The 16,357-nt window shown below is 34.8% G+C and carries 22 protein-coding genes; 15 read left to right on the top strand and 7 right to left on the bottom strand.

Annotated elements, in window-relative coordinates; translation table 11 throughout:
• The first annotated feature begins 64 nt into the window (after nt 1–64).
• Together RM542_RS01940 and RM542_RS01945 are read left to right on the top strand one after the other, a co-directional pair.
• Nucleotides 65–478, top strand: a complete 414-nt coding sequence (locus RM542_RS01940) for a DUF3592 domain-containing protein (protein WP_311384022.1) — start codon at nt 65–67, stop codon at nt 476–478.
• 28 nt (nt 479–506) lie between these two features.
• Nucleotides 507–1,274, top strand: coding sequence for a UDP-2,3-diacylglucosamine diphosphatase (locus tag RM542_RS01945; protein WP_311384023.1), 768 nt, complete (start codon nt 507–509; stop codon nt 1,272–1,274).
• A gap of 183 nt (nt 1,275–1,457) precedes the next feature.
• Here RM542_RS01945 and RM542_RS01950 read toward each other — a convergent pair whose 3' ends face one another.
• From RM542_RS01950 to RM542_RS01960, 3 genes are read right to left on the bottom strand one after another with little or no spacing between them, the layout of a single operon-like run.
• A complete protein-coding gene (locus RM542_RS01950) occupies nt 1,458–2,717 on the bottom strand; it encodes an MFS transporter (protein WP_311384024.1) in 1,260 nt (419 codons plus the stop codon).
• A gap of 3 nt (nt 2,718–2,720) precedes the next feature.
• On the bottom strand, nt 2,721–4,409 hold the full coding sequence (gene recJ, locus RM542_RS01955) for a single-stranded-DNA-specific exonuclease RecJ (RefSeq protein ID WP_311384025.1): 1,689 nt from the start codon (nt 4,407–4,409) through the stop codon (nt 2,721–2,723).
• Nucleotides 4,410–4,419: 10 nt separating this feature from the next.
• Nucleotides 4,420–4,848 carry an OsmC family protein gene (locus tag RM542_RS01960; protein WP_311384026.1) on the bottom strand — a complete coding sequence of 143 codons (429 nt, stop codon included), beginning with the start codon at nt 4,846–4,848 and terminating at the stop codon, nt 4,420–4,422.
• 47 nt (nt 4,849–4,895) lie between these two features.
• On the opposite strand from RM542_RS01960, the gene RM542_RS01965 reads away from it, so the two are divergent.
• From RM542_RS01965 to RM542_RS01975, 3 genes are all read left to right on the top strand, one after another.
• A complete protein-coding gene (locus RM542_RS01965) occupies nt 4,896–5,498 on the top strand; it encodes a carboxymuconolactone decarboxylase family protein (RefSeq protein ID WP_311384027.1) in 603 nt (200 codons plus the stop codon).
• 182 nt (nt 5,499–5,680) lie between these two features.
• Complete coding sequence (locus tag RM542_RS01970; RefSeq protein WP_311384028.1) at nt 5,681–6,085, top strand: hypothetical protein; 405 nt, start codon at nt 5,681–5,683, stop codon at nt 6,083–6,085.
• Nucleotides 6,082–6,282, top strand: a complete 201-nt coding sequence (locus tag RM542_RS01975; protein WP_311384029.1) for a helix-turn-helix transcriptional regulator — start codon at nt 6,082–6,084, stop codon at nt 6,280–6,282. The genes RM542_RS01970 and RM542_RS01975 overlap by 4 nt, the downstream gene beginning before the upstream one ends.
• Here the strand turns inward: RM542_RS01975 and RM542_RS01980 are convergent.
• Genes RM542_RS01980 through RM542_RS01995 form a run of 4 tightly spaced genes read right to left on the bottom strand, consistent with a single transcriptional unit; the run spans nt 6,263 to nt 8,584 of the window.
• Complete coding sequence (locus RM542_RS01980; RefSeq protein ID WP_311384030.1) at nt 6,263–6,838, bottom strand: uracil-DNA glycosylase family protein; 576 nt, start codon at nt 6,836–6,838, stop codon at nt 6,263–6,265. The genes RM542_RS01975 and RM542_RS01980 overlap by 20 nt on opposite strands.
• Nucleotides 6,835–7,506, bottom strand: a complete 672-nt coding sequence (rsmI, locus tag RM542_RS01985) for a 16S rRNA (cytidine(1402)-2'-O)-methyltransferase (RefSeq protein ID WP_311384031.1) — start codon at nt 7,504–7,506, stop codon at nt 6,835–6,837. The genes RM542_RS01980 and rsmI overlap by 4 nt, the downstream gene beginning before the upstream one ends.
• A 9-nt stretch (nt 7,507–7,515) precedes the next feature.
• Nucleotides 7,516–7,869, bottom strand: coding sequence for a DoxX family protein (locus tag RM542_RS01990; RefSeq protein WP_311384032.1), 354 nt, complete (start codon nt 7,867–7,869; stop codon nt 7,516–7,518).
• A gap of 40 nt (nt 7,870–7,909) precedes the next feature.
• Entirely contained in the window at nt 7,910–8,584 is a 675-nt protein-coding gene (locus tag RM542_RS01995) for a hypothetical protein (RefSeq protein ID WP_311384033.1), read from the bottom strand.
• 231 nt (nt 8,585–8,815) lie between these two features.
• Here RM542_RS01995 and RM542_RS02000 point away from each other — a divergent pair, with 231 nt between their 5' ends.
• The 10 genes from RM542_RS02000 (at nt 8,816) to RM542_RS02045 (ending at nt 16,349) form a co-directional block, all read left to right on the top strand.
• Nucleotides 8,816–9,460, top strand: coding sequence for a thymidine kinase (locus tag RM542_RS02000; protein ID WP_311384034.1), 645 nt, complete (start codon nt 8,816–8,818; stop codon nt 9,458–9,460).
• Nucleotides 9,453–10,556 carry an alanine racemase gene (alr, locus tag RM542_RS02005; RefSeq protein WP_311384035.1) on the top strand — a complete coding sequence of 368 codons (1,104 nt, stop codon included), beginning with the start codon at nt 9,453–9,455 and terminating at the stop codon, nt 10,554–10,556. The genes RM542_RS02000 and alr overlap by 8 nt, the downstream gene beginning before the upstream one ends.
• 76 nt (nt 10,557–10,632) lie before the next feature.
• A complete protein-coding gene (mscL, locus tag RM542_RS02010) occupies nt 10,633–11,037 on the top strand; it encodes a large conductance mechanosensitive channel protein MscL (protein ID WP_311384036.1) in 405 nt (134 codons plus the stop codon).
• Between the two features lie 164 nt (nt 11,038–11,201).
• Nucleotides 11,202–11,990: a hypothetical protein gene (locus RM542_RS02015; protein ID WP_311384037.1), complete on the top strand. Its 789-nt coding sequence runs from the start codon at nt 11,202–11,204 to the stop codon at nt 11,988–11,990.
• A gap of 134 nt (nt 11,991–12,124) precedes the next feature.
• Nucleotides 12,125–12,523: a hypothetical protein gene (locus RM542_RS02020; RefSeq protein ID WP_311384038.1), complete on the top strand. Its 399-nt coding sequence runs from the start codon at nt 12,125–12,127 to the stop codon at nt 12,521–12,523.
• Between the two features lie 6 nt (nt 12,524–12,529).
• The gene (locus RM542_RS02025) at nt 12,530–12,952 is read left to right on the top strand and encodes a c-type cytochrome (RefSeq protein ID WP_311384039.1); all 423 of its coding nucleotides are present in this window, start codon (nt 12,530–12,532) and stop codon (nt 12,950–12,952) included.
• Nucleotides 12,953–13,087: 135 nt separating this feature from the next.
• Nucleotides 13,088–14,275, top strand: a complete 1,188-nt coding sequence (locus RM542_RS02030) for a Xaa-Pro peptidase family protein (RefSeq protein WP_311384040.1) — start codon at nt 13,088–13,090, stop codon at nt 14,273–14,275.
• 284 nt (nt 14,276–14,559) lie between these two features.
• Entirely contained in the window at nt 14,560–15,105 is a 546-nt protein-coding gene (locus RM542_RS02035; RefSeq protein WP_311384041.1) for a Crp/Fnr family transcriptional regulator, read from the top strand.
• Between the two features lie 79 nt (nt 15,106–15,184).
• On the top strand, nt 15,185–15,550 hold the full coding sequence (locus RM542_RS02040; RefSeq protein WP_311384042.1) for a hypothetical protein: 366 nt from the start codon (nt 15,185–15,187) through the stop codon (nt 15,548–15,550).
• The gene (locus RM542_RS02045; RefSeq protein ID WP_311384043.1) at nt 15,537–16,349 is read left to right on the top strand and encodes a sterol desaturase family protein; all 813 of its coding nucleotides are present in this window, start codon (nt 15,537–15,539) and stop codon (nt 16,347–16,349) included. Before RM542_RS02040 ends, RM542_RS02045 begins: the two co-directional genes overlap by 14 nt.
• The last annotated feature ends 8 nt before the right edge of the window (nt 16,350–16,357 follow it).

A 16,357-nucleotide genomic window follows, 5' to 3' on the forward strand; every position in this document is an offset into this window, starting at 1 on the left:
ATTTACGTTTACACACGAATTCGGAACAATCGAAGATATAAGCGTTAAACGGAAAATGAGCAGAATGAATTGGTGGATATTATTTTACGGGATACTATTTTCGATAGGTTCATTTTTAGCTTACACTGCTTATATTCAGTTTCAAAAAACACAACACCTCTTAAAAGATGGGATTAAAACCACTGCCATAGTAAAAGAGTTTGTGGTGTCTCGAGGCGAAAATAATAACCTGTACTCCCCCGTATTTGAGTTTAAAGATAGAAGTCAAGAGTTTAGAACTTTTACAAGTAAAATACAATCTTATCCGGCACCTTATAGCCTTGGTGAAAAAGTTGAAATTGTTTACAATAGAAATAAAATGGATGATGTTAAAACCATTTCTTTTTGGGGTCTATATCGAGGTAGCGTTATTTTATTCATGATTGCTAGCCCATTTTTAGTTATTGGTGGTGCTTATTTGGCATATCAGTTTTTCTAAAGGTTTCATTAGCTATATTTGAAATGCAATGAAAACCCTAACCCTAAATCAAGGTAAAAAAGTTTACTTCGCAAGTGATAATCACTTAGGGGCACCAACTGCTACTGATAGCTTGCCTAGAGAGAAAAAATTCGTAGCCTGGCTTGATAGTATTAAAGCAGATGCGGCAGCGATTTATTTGATGGGTGATCTATTTGATTTTTGGTTTGAATACAAAAAAGTAGTTCCAAAGGGCTTTACCAGAACATTAGGTAAGCTTGCAGAATTATCCGATGCTGGTATTCAAATAAGCTATTTTGTAGGCAATCACGATTTGTGGATGAACGGTTATTTTGAAGAAGAATTAAATATACCAGTTTTCCATAAACCCCAACAAATATCTATAAACGACACTTCTTTTTTTATTGGCCATGGAGATGGCCTTGGGCCTGGCGATACTGGTTTTAAAAGAATGAAAAAAATATTTACCAATCCAATTTGCAAATGGATGTTTCGTTGGTTGCATCCTGATTTAGGAGTCAGATTAGGTCAGTATATGTCTGTTAGCAATAAAATGATTTCAGGTGATGAAGACGCTAAATTTCTAGGAGAAGAAAAAGAATGGTTAGTTCAATATGCGAAACGCAAATTAGAAACCCAACACCACGATTATTTTGTGTTCGGACACCGACACCTTCCTTTGGAAATTTCTTTAAATGAAAACTCAACCTACATCAATTTAGGCGATTGGATTAATTACTTCACTTATGCTGTTTTTGATGGGAAAAAACTATCCCTTGAGAAATTAGAGGACTAAATAATTAATAAAAAAACAGCCCTCCTTTCGACAGCTGACCCAGATAAATGAATTCGTTTTCTGGTTACGATTGGGGGACTGTCTTTCTAAACTACAGTTATCAAAATTGATAGCAAAGCTTAAGACGATTTATTCGATAAAGTGATAAGTAAAATTGAGACTTACAAAAAGTAATTTTTTAAGCTATTTCTCCTTTTCATGTTCTTCCACATCTTTAGATAAGTCTAGTTTTCTAAATGTCGGTGAGACTAAAGCAGTAGTCCCAACGGTTAATAAAGTCATACAACCGCCAAAAACGACTGCGGAAACAGTACCTAAAAGTTTTGCCGCTAAACCACTTTCAAAGGCACCCAGTTCATTAGAAGATCCCACAAAAATAGAATTTACGGAGGCTACCCTCCCTCTCATTTTATCAGGTGTTTTTAACTGAAGTATAGTTTGACGAATTATCATACTTACCCCGTCAACAGCTCCACTTAAAAATAAGGCAATAACTGATAACCAAAACAGTTCAGAAATTCCAAATACAAGAATGCATATTCCAAAAGCAAAAACTGCCCAAAGTAGTTTTTTGCCTGCATTTTTATGCAAAGGAAAACGTGTTGAGCCTAACATGGTAATAGAAGCTCCTACCGCCGGCGCTGCTCTTAAAATTCCAAAACCTTCTGAACCTACGTGCAGTATATCTTGGGCATAAATAGGAAGTAAGGCCACAGCTCCTCCAAAAAGAACTGCAACCATATCTAAAGTTAAGGCGCCAAAAATTGCTTTACTGCTAAAAACAAATTTTAGACCATCTTTTAAGCTTTGAAAAACCGGTTCACCAATTTTTGGGTTAAGTATTGGTTTTTTGGATATTCTAAACAGAAAGAATAATGCTAGAACGGAAAAACCAAAAATGATACACATTGACCAGTGAACCCCTATCCAACCAATTGAAAACCCAGCAAATGCCGGTCCTAAAACCGAAGCCATTTGCCAAGTTGAACTGCTCCAAGTAGCTGCATTAGGGTATATCTTTTTAGGCACTAATAAAGCAATTAGTGAAAATATTGTCGGGCCAATAAAAGCACGAACCAATCCTCCAATAAAAACTAAAGCATAAATAGCATATAGCACTGTTTTTGAGGCATAGTCAATTGCTACAGAAGGGTGCGTTATTAAAAAGAGCCCAAAACTCACTACAGAAAAACCTAATATGCATTTGACTAATAGATTACGTTTTTCATTTTGATCAACTATATGGCCAGCAAACAATGCAATACTAACGGCTGGAATTATTTCCATCAACCCAATAATTCCTAAAGAAAGTGGGTCTTTAGTCAAAGAATAAACCTGCCATTCAATGACAATAAATTGCATAGACCACGCAAAAACCATAGCAAAACGAACCCCTAAAAAAATATTGAATTCTTTAAATCTTAGTGCTGCGTAGGGATCCATGTCTTATCGTAAATCTTTCAATTTTAGTTGCAAGCTTACGTTACCTTGCCATTCATTTTCATCTAAGGTAAAAGCAATATCAAAACGGTTCTTATTTTTTATGTGTCCAATCTTATCTCCAAGATTAAAACCAATAGCTCCAATAGGCTTAGATCCTTTTTGAGTAGCCGTTAATTTCAAATGCTTTTCATCTTCACCAACCCCTTTTGCATAACCAGTATCTTGAACATTCTCTGCCATAAAAACCGGAGTCATATTTCCTGGCCCAAAAGGAGCAAATTGACGTATAATTCGCATTAGTTTAGGGTTGATTTGTCCCAACTCAATTTGAGTGTCAATTTGTTGTTCTGGTATCAAAAGTTCTGGTGCAATACTATCTGATACTACTTTTTCAAATTGTCCTTTGAATTCATCATATTGCTCTTCTAATAGGGTAAGACCTGCAGCGTATTTGTGTCCTCCAAATTGCTCAATACAATCAGAGCATTTTTCCAGGGCATTGTACACATCAAAGCCTTTAACCGATCTTGCAGAGGCTGCTAATTTTTCTCCGCTTTTTGTGAAAACTAAGGTCGGACGATAATAGGTTTCTGTTAGTCTTGAAGCAACTATGCCAATCACTCCTTTATGCCAATTTTCATCATAAACGACTGAGGTAAAGCGTTCTTCTTCTTTGTTTTTTTGAATTTGTTCTAGCGCTTCTTTGGTAATCTCTTGGTCTAATGCTCTGCGGTCAAAATTATACTTTTCAATACCGGCGGCAAACTGTTCTGCTTGAGCTAAATCACTCTCAGTAAGCAGATTTACAGCATGCTGCCCATGCTCCATTCTACCTGCCGCGTTAATGCGTGGAGCAATAATAAAAACCACATCAGTAATGGTCAATTCTTTCTTTTTGACCTGATTAATAATGGCTTGAAACCCAATTCTTGGATTCGTATTAATTACTTGCATTCCATAATAAGCTAATACTCGATTCTCTCCAGTTATTGGAACAATATCGGCACCGATGGCAGTTGCCACCAAATCTAAAAACGGTATTAAATCATCTATTGATTCCCCTTTTTTTGAAGCTAAAGCCTGAACAAGTTTAAACGCTACCCCACAACCACAAAGCTCATCATAGGGGTAATTACAATCTTCTCTTTTAGGGTCTAAAACGGCAATAGCTTTGGGTAAATTTTCACCAGGTCTGTGGTGATCGCCAATTATAAAATCAATCCCCTTTTCATGTGCATAATTTACTTGTGTGATAGCCTTAACGCCGCAATCTAGCGCTATAATTAATGAGAAATCATTATCCTCGGCAAAATCAATTCCCTTTAAAGAAACTCCATAGCCTTCACCATACCGATCTGGAATATACGTTGCAACATTTGGGTACGACGCCAATAAATAAGAAGATAACAGTGCGACTGCCGTAGTGCCATCAACATCATAATCACCGTAAACTAAAATATTCTCATTGGTTGCAATTGCCTTTTCAATCCGAGTTACAGCATTATCCATGTCTTTCATTAAAAAAGGGTCGTGCAAATCGGATAACTCTGGGCGAAAGAATTTTTTTGCCTCCTCGTAGGTAGAGATTCCACGTTGTAAAAGTAATTGCGCGACCAAAGCATCAACCTTTAACTCTTTAGAGAGTTGGTCAATTTGAATTTGTTCTGGTCTTGGTTTTATGGTCCAGCGCAACTGGTGCTCTTTAGTCTTGATGAAAAATCGTCTTAATCTCTAATTCTGCAAACCGTCTAAACATTTCCATGACTCCACAATATTTTTCTACAGATAAATCTACAGCTCGCTGCAGTTTTTCTTCATTCAAATTAGCGCCATGAAAATGATATTCGATAACTACATGATCATAATATTTTGGATGTACATCCGTCAAATTTGCTATCGTTTCAATAGTAAAAGAATCGACTTCAAGCTTCATCTTTTTAATAAGTGATGCAACATCTAAACCGGAGCAACCTGCTAAGCCAGAAAGCATTAAAGCTTTTGGTCTTAATCCATTGCCTTCTCCACCATCATCTGGTCCAGCATCGATAGTTAAATTAAGCCCTGAAGGGTTATTGCTTTCAAAGGCCATTCCGCCAATCCATTTAGTGCTAATATGATTCGTTGTTCCCATAAATTTTTGTTTCTTGTAGTCAATAAAAATACGATAAAAGAAACCAAATGGCATTAGTACAACCCCTTGACCCGAACCACGATCCAGACACCAAAAAATTAGCTGAATTTTTTAATGAGACATTGGGTTTTTGCCCAAATTCAGTATTAACCATGCAGCATCGTCCTGCTATTTCAAAAGCTTTTATTAATCTTAATAAAGCAGTAATGGCTAATGAGGGTAGGGTTACCTCAGCCTTAAAAAGAATGATTGCATGGGTAAGTAGCAATGCAACTGGATGTCGTTATTGCCAAGCTCACGCAATAAGAGCAGCTGAACGCTACGGTGCTGAACAAGAACAATTAGATAATATTTGGGAATACAGAACTCATCCTGCCTTTTCTGAAGCTGAACGTGCAGCATTAGACTTTTCGTTACAGGCTTCACAAGTACCCAATGCAGTTGATGCTGAAATTAAAGAGCGTTTATATGAACACTGGAACGAAGGCGAAATTGTTGAAATGTTAGGTGTTATTTCTCTATTTGGATACCTTAATCGTTGGAATGATAGTCAAGGAACTTCTATTGAAAAAGGAGCCGTTGAAAGTGCCAATCAGTATTTAGGCAAACATGGTTGGGAAAAAGGGAAGCATGATGGGAGTAAGTACTAGATTATAGACCGCTACGCTTTTAGATATAAGATTTTAGACCCTGCCGACTGGTGGGGTTTTTTTTTGTAGTTCTTTTTGACACAATGAGTGCAGTCAAACTATAGACGGTAATTATAAAAAAATTCTATTTTATTTGTCATTATGTAAAGTTTTGTTTACTTTTAGACAAAAATAATAGCATTATGAGTTTTCAATTATTTCCAAATTGGTGTAAAAAACTTGGTCTAGTCATATTTTTTATTCCTTTTTTATTCGCTTTTTTTTCTGGATTCTTTGATGCATTCGAAAAGAATGAGAATCATCTAATAATTACAAAATTTTTAGGTAACTATTCAATTCAAATTATTGAGATAATAGGCTTGTTTGGTTTGCTTTTATATATGCTCTCCAAAGAAAAAATGGAAGATGATTATATTAAACTTCTTAGACTTGAATCTCTGCAAATTGCTGTAATCTTAATAATCGTTTTGTCACTACTCAATTTTATATTAAAGTTTTCGAAAGTTGATGATATCAATTTTTCTATATCAGCCCTAATTGTTATATATCTTGGAGTATTCTTTTTTAAGAAAAGGGCAATCTCATGAAAAACTTAGTTAAAGTTGAACGCGCAAGACTAAATCTTACCCAATCTGAATTAGCAGAAAAACTTCAGGTTTCAAGGCAAACTATTCATGCCATCGAAAAAAACAAGTTTAATCCATCTGTTACGCTAGCCATAAAAATGGCAAAGCTTTTTAAGCTTACGGTTGAAGATTTGTTTACTATTGATGAAGATAGTTAGAAACTTTTTTTCTCAACTGAGCCAAAACCTCATCCTCAAACCAAGGATTCTTAGTCAACCAAAACCGATTTCGAGGTGAAGGATGTGGTAACGGAAAATACTTTGGCAAATACTTTTTATAAAACCTTACTGTTTCAGTTAGGTTCTTTTCCATTGCTTCTTTTAAATAATACTTCTGAGCATAAGTGCCAATCAGAATAATCAATTCCAATTTTGGCATATTATCCCAAAGTTGTTGATGCCACAGTGGAGCGCATTCCTTTCTTGGTGGTAAATCGCCTCCCTTTGCTTTTCCCGGATAACAAAAGCCCATAGGGACAAGTGCTATTTTACTTTCGTCATAAAAAACTTCATCTGAAACTCCTAACCATTTTCGCAACTGCCTACCACTTGGATCATCCCAAGGGATGCTGGTCTCATGAACTTTAGTGCCCGGCGCTTGACCAATGATGATTATTTTCGCATCTGCATGAGCTGCAACTATCGGCCTTGGGCCGAGTGGAAGGTGTGCCGAACAGATAGTACATTCTCTTATTTCTGTTAGCAGTTCTTTCATTTTTTCCCCCCAACTACAATAACTATTTCTCCTTTAGGCGGTTTATTAGTATAATAATCAAGAACTTCGGTTGCTGTTCCACGAATGGTTTCTTCATATAATTTAGTAAGCTCTCTTGAAACAGATACCGGTCTTTCTGCTCCAAAATACTCCACAAACTGGTTCAAGGTTTTCAATAATTTATGAGGAGATTCGTAAAAAACCATGGTTCTCGTTTCTTCGGCTAAGAGCTCTAATCGGGTCTGTCTCCCCTTTTTAACAGGCAGAAATCCTTCAAAAACAAAACGGTCATTGGGTAATCCACTATTTACCAAAGCAGGTACAAAAGCAGTGGCGCCAGGTAAACATTCTACCTCAATATTATTTTCAACACAAGCTCGTGTTAACAAAAAACCTGGGTCCGATATTGCGGGAGTTCCCGCATCGGAAATTAATGCCAAGGTTGCCCCAGCTTTCAATTTATTAATAAGACTTTCCGTTGTTCGATGCTCATTGTGCATATGATGACTATGCATTTGAGTATTGATATCATAATGCTGTAAAAGCTTACCACTAGTTCTAGTATCTTCTGCTAAAATTAAATCTACTTCTTTAAGAACAGTAACCGCACGAAACGTTATATCTTGTAGATTACCAATTGGTGTAGGCACCAAAAATAATTTTCCCATAAAACAAAGTTACGGCCTTACATGTTTACCAGTAAAATAAGATGTAATCACGGCGATAGCAGCAATCAGCGCTCCCATATGTTCACCATCGCTGACCATATAATGGGCAAAAAAGGCAAGTACAACATTAAAAAAGAACCCAGCATAGGCCCATTCTTTTAGTGACTTTGAAAAATTACCCCATAAAGCAATTAAACCTAAAATTTTAGCGATAGCCAAAGGGTAAATTAGATATGTTGGATAGCCCATATTTTCAAAAAAACCAACAATGAGCTCGTGGTTAAAGAAATAATTATAAACAGAAAACAGCATGATTAGGGTTAATATGCCTGTTGATACCCAATAAAGAATCTTTTTTAACATAGTACATTCAGATGATTATCTAAATGTACAAAAAATGAAATCAGGCAAATTTACGCTCAATTAGAGCCATAAAACGTTCTGCATATTCGTCTTTACCTTCCCAATTATTATATTCAGGTTTAACCATATTATTGATAAAAGCCACGGAACGTTCTTCTGTATCAATTGTAGTTAATTGTGATAATGCTCTGGTATAATCTTCCATGTTATTATTGAAAAGATGTTTTACAAAAGCGAGCTTATCATTAAGGCCAATCTGAAGTTCTTTATTCAACTTGTCATTTAGCGACAAGTTCTTAGTTACTTCTTTTTCAATGGCTATTTCTGGTTCTTTTTCCTCTTTTTCATTCTTCAATGGTTTGGTCATAAAATCACCAAAAATATATTCCAAGGCTTCGGTTGGCATTTCAGAGACCATTCCTTTAATCGTATCCATACCAGGTGTAATAATATCTTCTTCGTGAGGGCTATTTTCAGGTACGGCTCTATTTTCGTTCATAACTGCCCCTGCCATTTTCTCAAATCGTGCTGCAAGAACATTCTTTGATACGTCAACCTCAACATCATTTAATTTTTCATCAATAAACTTGAGTACTGCAAGTTTTTCATATAAGTTTTTTGCGACCTCATATAGATCAGTTAATTCACTATCCTCTCGTGAAGTAATAATATCTGTAGAAAGTTTGACTAACTCTTCTCTTAGCTTTCTTTTCATCGCTATATTTTTTTTATGCTATAATGGAGATTTAATTGCCCCGACGATTGTATTCTTAAATTTTATTAGCCCTTATAAGGCACTGCACTATAAATGTACTATCTATTCTTAACTAACTATAAAAACAAAAGGTTAAATTCTTCACGGAAGTCAAAGGCGTATTTTTACTTAATTTTGTACTTCACACCAATTAAAACGATCAAACCTCTTAATTTAGTTTAAAAGTACAATATGTTTCTTGAAAACACCGTAAACCCTAAAGAACAGTTTGGATGGATAGAAGTCATTAGCGGTTCTATGTTTTCAGGAAAAACCGAAGAGCTCATTCGAAGGCTAAAACGTGCAAAATTCGCGAAACAAAAAGTAGAAATTTTTAAACCACAAGTTGATACTCGGTACAATGAAGAAATGGTGGTTTCACATGATGCCAATGAAATTCGCTCTACACCGGTACCTGCAGCAGCCAACATTCGAATTTTGGCCGATGGGTGTGATGTAGTTGGTATTGACGAAGCTCAATTTTTTGATGATGAAATTGTCACTGTTTGTAATGATTTAGCGAATCGCGGGGTTCGGGTTGTTGTAGCCGGGTTAGATATGGATTTTAAAGGCAACCCTTTTGGTCCTATGCCAGCTTTAATGGCAACAGCGGAATATGTAACCAAAGTTCACGCAGTCTGCACAAGAACAGGAAACCTAGCCAACTATAGTTTCAGAAAATCTAACAATGATAAACTTGTGCTATTAGGCGAAACAGAAGAATATGAACCGCTAAGTCGTGCAGCCTTTTACAAGGCAATGCTGAAAGAAAGAGTTAAAGACATCACTGTTGAAGCAGAAAAAGTAGCAGTAAAAAAGAGAACATCCAATGAGTAAAATTGGAGAAACTACCCTTGAAATTAATCTTTCGGCCCTCGAGCATAATTTCCATTTTTTTAAATCTAAACTAAAAAAGAACACCTTGTTTTTAGGGGTGGTTAAGGCTTTTGCTTATGGTAGTGATATGGTCGCTATTGCTAAAAAACTAGAAGCACTTGGTATTGATTACTTTGCTGTGGCCTATGTAAAAGAAGGCGTATTGCTCAGAGATGCAGGTATTACAAGCCCTATTTTAGTTTTGCACCCACAACCTTCAAATTTTGAAGAACTTATTGATAGGTGTCTTGAACCTAGCATGTATTCTCCAAGAATTTTAAAGCTATTTTTGGCAACGGCCAAAGATAAAAACCAAGTAAATTATCCGGTGCATGTAAAGTTTAACACAGGCTTAAACCGATTAGGATTTTGGGAAAGTGATATCAATTTCATTGTAAATACACTTGAAAAAAGAGATGAACTAAAAATTAAATCTGTCTTTTCACATTTAGCGGCATCTGAAGATGAAAACGAACGTGATTTTTCGTTAGGTCAAATTTCATTATTTGAAAAAATTACTACAGAATTGAGTGATAAACTTCCTTATGCTTACATTAGACATACGCTTAATTCTTCTGGAATTCTAAATTATCCCGAGGCCCAGTATGAAATGGTTCGCAGTGGCATTGGACTATACGGTTACGGCAACCATTCTGAAATTGACAAAGCACTAAAACCAGTCGCTAGCCTCAAAACGGTTATTTCTCAGTTACATAAAATTGAACCTGGTGAAAGTGTTGGTTACAATCGCGGGTATACTTCCCTTGGTTATCGTGTCACTGCAACCTTGCCCATTGGGCACGCCGACGGTATTAGCAGACAATACGGCAATGGCAGAGCAAGCGTTCTCATAGGAGGCAAAAAGGCTCCCATTATTGGTAATGTTTGTATGGATATGATTATGGTTGATGTAACTAGTATTGAATGCCAAGAAGGCGATGAAGTTATCATATTTGGTTCAGGATTATCTGCAGAGGCATTTGCTAATTCAAGCGGAACAATTTCTTATGAGATTTTAACTGCAATCTCTCAGCGCGTTAAAAGGCTTGTTGTTTAAGCAAAGTGTGTGTTTACTTAACATTTCTTTTAGATTTTGTACATTGCAATTGTATTAACCTAAAACTATAAATACAATGCTTAAAGAATTTAAGAATTTCATTATGACTGGCAATGTTATTGACTTTGCCGTTGCCGTTATCATGGCTGGTGCCTTGGGTGCTGTTATCAACGGTTTTGTGAACAATATCGCAATGCCTTTTATCGGGTATTTTGCTGGCGGAATGAATTTTGAAGACTTGCACTATGCAATGGATGGTAATGAGTACGCTACCCTTGCAGCTGCTAAAGAAGCAGGTGGTGCTGTAATTGCTTATGGTGCTTGGATTAACACCATCGTGAACTTATTAATTGTTGGTTTTGTAATGTTTTTAATTGTTAAAGCATACAACAAAACAAAAGCTCCGGAACCAGAAGCTGCTCCTGCAGGCCCAACTGCTGAAGAGTTACTTGCTGAGATTCGTGATTCACTTAAGAAATAATAGTTCTTAGAATTTTCTAAGAATACCGTTACATCAGATTTTTAACCTTTAAACCGGTAGCTTGTTAGCGAAACAAGCTGCCGGTTTTTTTTGGTATTTTAGTTCCGCATATAAAAGAAATATAGTTAATAACTATATCCATTTGTTACCACCAAATTGAAAAAATGAATAGACTAAAACAAACTTTTCTACTAGTATTCACAATATCGCTTTTTACAGGTTGTGATTTTATTAATAATGTATCGACATATAAAGACACAACTCAAGGATTTGTAGAGTCTCTAATTGAAGAAGATTATGAAAAAAGTGTGTCATTTATGGCTATCGAAAACGAGGCTTATAAAAACACGAACATTGATACGCTGAAATTAAGTTTAGGGAATTTTCGGAAAATAATTGTAGACAATTTTGGAAAAAAATTAGACTATAAGTTTATGACCGCAAATAAGACCTTTTCAACAGTAGAAGGAGAAAGTACTGCGCCAAATACAACTTTAGCACAAGTTGAATTTTCAAACGACACAGAGTTTGGAGTATTTGAAATCACTTTTGATGATAAATCAAATAAAATATTACATATTAAAACTCTCGACTTAAAAGAGAAAATTCCGAATATGATTTGGTTTTGGTTATTCGGAATTTTAGCAATATGCGTTCCGATTTTTAATATTTGGATAATTAGAAAAATTAAGAAAAGTAATCTGAAGAAAAAATGGCTGAAATATATAGCAGTAATATTCCTGAATGTTCCAGCGATAACTTACAGCGCAGTTTACGGACTTTCGTTTAGTTTATTAAGTTTTCAAATATTGTTCGGAATTAGTTTTTCATATATGGGCTATTTAAGTTCGGCTTGGACTTTTGGAATACCTCTTGGCGGACTTTATTGGTTATGGAAATTGAATAAAAAAACGGAAGACGATACAACCGAAAATGAAAGAATAGCGAAATAAAAACTGGTGGCAACAATGGCTATAGCCCATTCCTATCGCTTTGTTATTTTTTCCGAACTTCAAAATATAAAAAATGTCTGGCGCTGGCCACAGGCCATAGCCGAGACTGTTGTGCGTAATTTTGAACAAGATAAATGATTAAACATTTTATCAAAAGACTTATTGATTTCCTTTTCAGAAAAAAATCTCTTTTAAGCTGTTTGTATATAGTAATTGTGTTTTTTCTCAGCCAACTTTCTTTAATAGGACAGAGTGGAGAAATAACAAATTATTGTAATCGGATTCAGCAAAATAATCCAGATAATTGGAAATACGATTTGGCTGAAATAGTTAAAATTTTATATGCAGATGGCAATATTCTGGCATTAGTTATTTCCGGACTTTTAATCCTTATTTTAATCGGCCTAATTGTAAAGAAAAATCGTCAAGTAAAATCGGAAGTTGATTTTTTAAAAGTATATCAAGAGGCTAGAGATGGAAATCCCAATATTATCACAGATAAATCGTTTGAAGACTTACCAGAACTACCTTAAATAATCATGAAATTAAAAACAACAACAAATCGGATTCTGATGCTAACAGTTGGGTTTTTGATTTTAACTGTTGTAATAGGAGCTTTTCTTTACAAGTTCAATGATGAAAAACAAGCTATTGGCGGAAACGAAAAGCCCGAATTCTTTTGTGGAACTGAATCACCAAATTATTCTGAAAATGGATTGGAAGGGCGACAAATTTTTAATGCAAATTGCGCGGCATGTCATCAAAAAAATCGAAAGATGACAGGACCTGCTTTAGCTAAGGTAGATTCAATCATTCTTTTTAATTGGCTCAAAGACCGTAACGCAAAAGTGGATTCAACTAAGTATAGAGAATATGGGAAAGATTTCCACTTAGCAACTTTTCAACATTCTATCCAAATCGAAGATGTTCAACAAATCCTTGAATATTGTTGGACGGAATAAAAACTACGTACAACACAACCTATAAACAATACAGGCTTTGGGTTTAAACGTCAAGCTTTGCGTATTTTTATGATGACCGCAAAATCTTAGGGATTTTGCTTTGGACAAAAAAAGAAAAAACAAGAAGACTACAATTTGAACATAAGTACATCAGAATACAAGCAGAGAATACAATTAGTTCAGAAGACTATTAAAGCTAGCGGAATTGACACACTAATCATTTCGGAAGAAGAGAATATTTACTACTTAACTGGCTTGACTTATAAAAGCCTTGAAAGATTATTTTTATTAATAATTAAAGCAAATAACGTGAGTTTTATTGTTCCTAAAATGGAACTCGCTCATCTTAACAAAGTTGACAATGTCAATGAAATAAAAAGTTACTGGGAATATCCTGCGCCAAAACCAGAACGTTGGCAAGATATTCTTTTAGAGCAGGTAAAAGACAGTAAACTAATTGGCATTGGTGGTAAAACACCTTTTGAAGTATCAGATTTCTTGGCATCAGTTAATATAAAAACAGTAGCGAACACGATACTAGAAAAACATAGATGGATTAAGAGTGATGCGGAAATTGAATTAATTAAACAGGCTTCAAAGTACTGTGATATTAGTATCGATAAATTAAATAAGAATGCCTATTTCGGAATGTCGGAACTTGAGGTTTTTTCGATTGGACGTTCTATTCAACAAAAAGTAATCAAACAAACACCTTTTGACTATTTATCAACAAATATTTTGGTTGCGGCTTGGCCTAGTCGAATTTCTTATCAACCTCACGGAATACCAAAAGTATCAGATTTACTAGTCGAAGGCTCACATATTAGTTTAGCATTTTTAAGAGTAAATGGATATTCTGCTGAACTGGAAAGAACATTTTTCACCAGTAAACCAACAAAAGAACAAGAAGAAGCTTTTGAATTAATGATGGAAGCGAGAAGAAGAAGTTACTCTGTTTTAAAATCTGGCACAGTTGCAGAGGATGTAGATTTAGCTGCCAAACAATTTTTAATTGACCAAGGATTAAAAGAGAATTTGATGCATAGAACTGGTCACGGAATAGGTCTAGGGAATCACGAAGGTCCTTTTTTAGCAGAGGGAGACAAAACAGTTCTAAAAGAAAATATGGTTGTTAGCATTGAACCTGGAATTTATATCGAAGGCGTTGGAGGTTTTAGACATTCTGACACCGTATTAATAACAAAAAACGGTTATCAGATATTAACGGACTGTCCTGATGATATAAATAGTTTAACTTTTACAAACTCAAAACCATTGCAAAAGTTAAAGGGAAATATTATCAAAAAAATGTTCGGAATATAAATAACTACAGCCAACAATGGCTATAATTCATAACTAGCCATTTAAGGGGCTTTCAAGAAATTCTAACGAATTTCTAATACGCAGTACTCTTTTTGCTAACTTTAGTTCTTCGGCTACAAAATCATAGCCGAGACCGTTCGAGTCAATTCACCTACGGTGAACTTTAATCTGCGCAACTACGTTGCAACTCATCTTTAAGAATCGACTCGAATTACAGCACTACGTTTAGCGCTGTGGTTAAGTACAATTGTAAAATCATAATCCAATAACTGATTTAGATAATTTTGAACCTGAAAAATTTATATAAGTTATTCAGAAATTCTAAGATAAAATCCTTTGATAAAGAGGATGCAATTATTGCTGCAAATTCTAAAGAAAAGAATGTCTTTTTTATTCGGAAAGGAATAGTGCGTAGTTATATTATTAACGAAAAAGGTGAAGAAGTTACATTTCAAGTGTATGCCGAAACTAACATATTTACCAATGTTCATTCTATTTTATTCAATGAACCCTCGAAATTTACTTACGAGGCTATAGAAGCGACCAAAGTTTATGTTATTGATTATGATTTATTTTTAGAAATTACTTCAAAAAACCCAAACCTTTTAGAATGGAATCGAACCTATTTTGGTAAAAGAATCATTAAGCGGGCATTTCAACGCTCAGAATCATTTGTTTTTCTTTCTCCAGAAGAACGCTACAAAAAATTTGTCATAGACAACCCAAATATTGTCAACAGAATACCAGACATGTATATCGCTAATATAATTGGTATAACTCCAGTTTCTTTGAGTAGAATAAGGTCTAGAATAGTATCAAAGAAAGACTAACCCATATTCATTTCTTATCTTTTGTTAAGTGGTTGTATAATTCATCAATTTTATTTTTGTGCTAATAAAATCATTTATAGTGAAAAACATAGCAACAATTTTTTTTCTTCTTTTTGGAATAATTACCATGAACGCACAATCTTTAGAAGGCTTGTGGAATACGGGAAAAGAAAACACAACGGTTAAAATTAAAAAAACAGGTGATTTGTTTGAAGGGTTACTAGATTCTTCAGATAATAAAGAAGCACCCATCGGAAAACTTCTAATCAAAGACATCAAGAAAAGTGATGACTTTTACGAAGGGAAAATATATGTTGTAAAAAAGGAAAAATGGTACAACGCTAAATTTGAGCCAAAAAATAACGTATTAATTATTACCATTTATTCAGGATGGATGAAGAAAACTGTTGAATGGAAAAAACAAAATAAAGATGAACACAAATAACATTCAATACTATTTTGCAGGTATCGTTTTGGTTGCCTTGGTCATTGAAATAATTTGGTCAAAAACCAAAAACAAATCGGTTTATAATCTAAAAGAAAGTCTCGGTAATCTTGGGATTTTTATTGGCAACAATATTATGAAACCAATTTCTTTAGGTTGGAAATATCTAGTATTCGGCTGGGTAGCAGAATACCATTTTTTTAGTATTCCTACTAATGCATTTACGATAATTCTAGCTTTTCTTGCTGCTGAATTAGGTTTTTATTGGTATCATCGCCTAAGTCATGAAACGCCATTATTATGGACATTGCACCACACACACCATTCTGGCATGCACATGAACTTAAGTACTGCAGTTCGGTTAAACTGGATTGGGGCTTTTGTAAGTCCAATTATTTACATCCCTTTTGTCTTACTTGGTTTTTCTCCTGAAATACTTATAATCTGCATAACTTCAGGCTTATTTTTCCAGTATTTTTTGCACACAGAAGCTGTGAAAAAATTGGGCTTTTTTGAAGGATTGTTTTTCAATACACCTTCGGCTCACCGAGTTCACCACGGTTCAAACGAAAAATATATTGATAAAAATTATGGAGGAACCCTCATTATTTTCGACCGATTATTTGGTACATATCAAAAAGAGACTGAAAAAGTAAAATATGGAGTTACAACTGGATTTTACAGTAATAACCCTTTTAAACTAAATTTTCTGCCGTTAGTTGAGTATTTTAAAGGAAATTGGAAACGAGAAAAACAACATATTAAAGAAAATAAAAATAAGCTGGATCTAAAAAATTAAAAATAACT

Origin of the sequence: Croceitalea sp. P059 (assembly GCF_031846365.1) — a bacterium.
GTDB classification, from domain to species: Bacteria; Bacteroidota; Bacteroidia; order Flavobacteriales; family Flavobacteriaceae; genus Croceitalea; species Croceitalea vernalis.